Source organism: Amycolatopsis sp. 3B14 (assembly GCF_050958625.1).
In the GTDB taxonomy this organism is placed as follows: domain Bacteria; phylum Actinomycetota; class Actinomycetes; order Mycobacteriales; family Pseudonocardiaceae; genus Amycolatopsis_E; species Amycolatopsis_E thermoflava.
The window spans coordinates 1-3897 of the sequence record NZ_JBHZEN010000113.1; the positions used below are offsets into that span (position 1 = coordinate 1).

Annotated in this window: 4 protein-coding genes; 2 read left to right on the top strand and 2 right to left on the bottom strand. The window is 69.9% G+C overall.

Annotated elements, in window-relative coordinates; all coding sequences use genetic code 11:
• Nucleotides 1-63: 63 nt before the first annotated feature.
• Both ligD and ACCP09_RS39325 read right to left on the bottom strand, forming a co-directional pair.
• Nucleotides 64-1059: a non-homologous end-joining DNA ligase gene (gene ligD / locus ACCP09_RS39320; RefSeq protein WP_433754153.1), complete on the bottom strand. Its 996-nt coding sequence runs from the start codon at nt 1057-1059 to the stop codon at nt 64-66.
• The gene (locus tag ACCP09_RS39325) at nt 1056-2129 is read right to left on the bottom strand and encodes an ATP-dependent DNA ligase (protein WP_378337349.1); all 1074 of its coding nucleotides are present in this window, start codon (nt 2127-2129) and stop codon (nt 1056-1058) included. The genes ligD and ACCP09_RS39325 overlap by 4 nt, the downstream gene beginning before the upstream one ends.
• Before the next feature lie 105 nt (nt 2130-2234).
• Here ACCP09_RS39325 and ACCP09_RS39330 point away from each other — a divergent pair, with 105 nt between their 5' ends.
• Nucleotides 2235-2582, top strand: coding sequence for a YciI family protein (locus ACCP09_RS39330; protein WP_027932676.1), 348 nt, complete (start codon nt 2235-2237; stop codon nt 2580-2582).
• A complete protein-coding gene (locus ACCP09_RS39335) occupies nt 2579-3808 on the top strand; it encodes an RNA polymerase sigma factor (protein ID WP_433754156.1) in 1230 nt (409 codons plus the stop codon). The genes ACCP09_RS39330 and ACCP09_RS39335 overlap by 4 nt, the downstream gene beginning before the upstream one ends.
• The last annotated feature ends 89 nt before the right edge of the window (nt 3809-3897 follow it).

A 3897-nucleotide genomic window follows, 5' to 3' on the forward strand; every position in this document is an offset into this window, starting at 1 on the left:
GGTCTGGTTGGGATAGTCGCTTGCTTTTCGTTGCCGGCTTGCGTTTGGGGCGGGAGGCGTGCCTCAGCTCTTCTTTGCCCTGCTTGGTGCCACTCTCGGTGGCTCGTTCGGCTGCTTCGGGTACACCGGCGGCCACGGCGCATCCATCAATCCTGCTGCCATGTCCCGCGCCGACATTTCCAGCAGCGGCTCGATCGACTGCGGCCGCTCCCGCATCTGCGCCCACGGGTCACCTCGGCGGGATACCAGGTCCGGCACCGTCGACAGGGTCAGCTCACCTGGTTCCACTGTGGACAGATCGTCCCACGAGATGGGCGTCGAGACCTGCCCGCCGGGCCGTGGGCGGACGCACCATGCGCCGAAAACCGTTTTGTGCGGGGCGTTTTGGTTGAAGTCCACGAAGACCCTTGCGCCCCGCTCTTCCTTCCACCACTGCGCGGTGATCAGGTCCGGGTGCCTGCGCTCCAGCTCCCGCGCCAGGGCAACCGCGGCGGCGCGCACCGCGTAGGAGTCCCATCGTGGTTCCAGCGCGACGTAGACGTGCAGGCCCCGGGAGCCGGTTGTCTTGATGTACGCCGTGATGCCCAGGGAGTCCAGCAGGTCCTTCGTCAGCACCGCCGCCTCGCGGACCTGCTCGAACGTCACCCCGGGCGACGGGTCCAGGTCGATACGCAGCTCGTCGGCGAACTCGGGCGCCGACGCCCGGTACGGCCACACGTGGAAACCGATGCAGCCCAGGTTCACCGCCCACAGGATGTGCCCCAGGTCGGCCGCCACCAGCGCGTCCGAGGTCGTTCCGTTCGGCGTGGACACCACCGTGGTGCGCACCCACGACGGCGTCGACTTGGGGACGCGCTTCTGGAACCACGACTTGCCGCTCGCGCCGTCGGGATAGCGCTCCAGCAGCAACGGCCGGTCCCGCAGCGTGTTCATCAACGGGCCCTCGACCGCCTGGTAGTACCGGACCAGGTCGAGCTTCGTCTCGCCGCGCTCGGTGAAGTACACCTTGTCCGGCGACGAGATGGTGACCTCGGTGCCTTCGATGGGTACAGCGCTCATGCTCTCACCTCGCTGAACAGGGCGGTCAGCTCCGCCGGCGGCACCTCTTCCAGCTGGTCGTACCGACACGAGTCCGGGGTCCGGTCGGGCCGGAACCGCACGAGGCGCGTCGCGTGGCGGAAGCGGCCCGCCTGCAGGTGGTCGTAGCGGACCTCGGCGACCAGTTCGATCCGCAGCGGCTCCCACGACAGGTCCTTGCCCGCGTTCCACCGGCTCTGCGCGCCCGGCACCCGCCTGCCATCCGGCTCGAACGACGCCCACTCTCGCCACGGGTGCTGCTCCATCGCGCCCTCCCGCAGCGGCGCCAGCTCGTCGACCAGCTCCCGGCGCCGCGCCGCGGTGAAACTGCTCGCCACCCCCATGTGCTGCAGCCGCCCGTCCCCGTCGTACAGGCCGAGCAGCAGCGAACCGATCCCGTTGCCGTCCTTGTGCCAGCGGAACCCCGCCACCACACAATCGGCGGTGCGCTCGTGCTTGACCTTCCACATCACCCGCTTGTCCTGCTCGTACGGCAGGTCCCCCGGCTTCGCCATGACACCGTCGAACCCGGCGCCCTCGAACCGGGTGAACCAGTCCTGCGCGACGTCCGGGTCCTGCGTCATCGGCGTCAGGTGCACCCGCGCGAGTGAGTCGTCGAGCACCCCTTCGAGGACGTGCCTGCGCCGCTGGAACGGTTCACCGGTCAGGTCGGCGTGGTCGAGGGCGAGCACGTCGAACGCGACGAAGCTGGCCGGCGTCTCCACGGCCAGCTTCCGCACGCGCGACGCGGCCGGGTGCAGCCGGAGCTGGAGGCTGTCGAAGTCGAGACCGCCGCTGGTGACGATCACGATCTCCCCGTCGACCACGCACCGCTCCGGCAGCGCGGCCTTCAACAGGTCCACCAGCTCGGGGAAGTACCTGGTCAGGGGACGGTCGTTGCGGGAGCCCAGCTCGACCTCGTCACCGTCGCGGAACACGACGCAGCGGAACCCGTCCCACTTCGGCTCGTAGTGCAGCCCGGGTTCGCGGGGCATCTCGTGCACGGCCTTCGCCAGCATCGGCTTGACCGGCGGCATCACGGGCAGGTCCACACCGCTGACTCTAGGCCGGAAAAATTCTCCGCGCGCCATGTCGAGAAAACGTGGTCCGCTCCGGACCTGCTTCCGACAGAGGCTCGACCAGGAAGGATGACCCCCATGAAGTACATGGTGATTCTGTACGGCAACCAGGAGCTGTGGGACTCGGTGACGCCGGACGAGTGGCAGGCGGCCGTCGCCGCGCAGGACGCGTTCAACGAGAAGTACTTCGCGACCGGCGAGCTGCTCGGCGCGTACGGCATCGCGGACCCGAAGGTCGTCCGGGTCCGCGACGGGCAGAAGACGGTCACGGACGGGCCGTACCTGGAGACCAAGGAGTACCTGGCCAGCGTGGCGATGCTCGAGGTGGACAGCGAGGAGCGGGCGCTGGAGATCGCGGCGGACAACCCGTTCGCCGCGTTCCGGCAGGTCGAGGTGTGGCCGGTGCTGCACGGCGGCGAGGGATGACCGACGACCTGCTGCGCGAGCTGGCGCCGCAGGTGCTGGCGATCCTCATGCGCCGCTACGGCGGGCTCGACACGTGTGAGGACGCGGTGCAGGAGGCGCTGCTCGCGGCCGCCACCCAGTGGGACGAGACCGGCGTGCCGGACAACCCGCGCGGGTGGCTGCTGACGGTCGCGACGCGGCGCCTGACCGACTGGATGCGCAGCGACAGCGCACGGCGCCGCCGGGAGGACGAGGACCTGCTCGCCACCCCGGCGGCGCAGCTGGTGGCGCCGGGCGCGGACGAACGCGGCCCCGGCGACGCGGACGACACGCTCACCCTGCTGTTCCTGTGCTGCCACCCGTCGCTGTCGGTGCCGTCGCAAACCGCGCTGACCCTGCGCGCCGTCGGCGGCCTCACGACGGCCGAGATCGCGAAGGCGTTCTTCGTCCCCGAGGCGACGATGGCCCAGCGGATCAGCCGGGCCAAGCAGAAGGTCAAGGGCGCCCGGTTCACCCTGCCGCCCGAGGAGGAGCGGGACGAGCGGCTGAACGCGGTCCTGCACGTGCTGTACCTGATGTTCAACGAGGGCTACACGGCGACCGCGGGCCCCGACCTGCAGCGCGACGACCTGGCCGCCGAGGCGATCCGGCTGACCCGCCTGTTGCGACGGCTGCTGCCGTCGGACTGGGAGGTCGCGGGCCTGCTGGCGCTGATGCTGCTGACCCACGCCCGGCGGCTCGCGAGGAGCGTCGACGGTGAGCTGGTCCCGTTGTCCGAACAGGACCGCAGCCGCTGGGACCGCACCATGATCGAAGAGGGGGTGGCCCTGGTCAGCGAGGCCTTGGCGAAGACCACCCGGCTCGGCGCCTACCAACTGCAGGCCGCGATCGCCGCTGTGCACGACGAAGCCGCGAGCGACGAGGACACGGACTGGCCCCAGGTGCTGGCGCTGTACGGCTTGCTGGAGCGAGTCGCCCCGAACCCCATGGTGACCCTGAACAAGGCAGTGGCCGTGGCGATGACGTCGGGCCCCCGAGCCGGCTTGGAGCTGCTGGACTCGCTCGCTGAGGATCCGCGCCTGGCCAAGCACCACCGCCTGCACGCCGTCCGCGCCCACCTGCTGGAGCGGGCAGGCGAGACAGCGGAGGCCCGCAAGGAATACCAACTGGCCGCCAAACGGACGACGAGCCTCCCCGAGCAGCGCTACCTGCAAAGACGGGCAGCAAGGTGCAACACCCCCAACTGAGCTGGGTGGTCATCCCGTCGCCTGACACCGGAACGATCACCTTGAGCCAGGGCCGCAACCTCCGTGCTCGCGTGAGTTGACATGCCAAC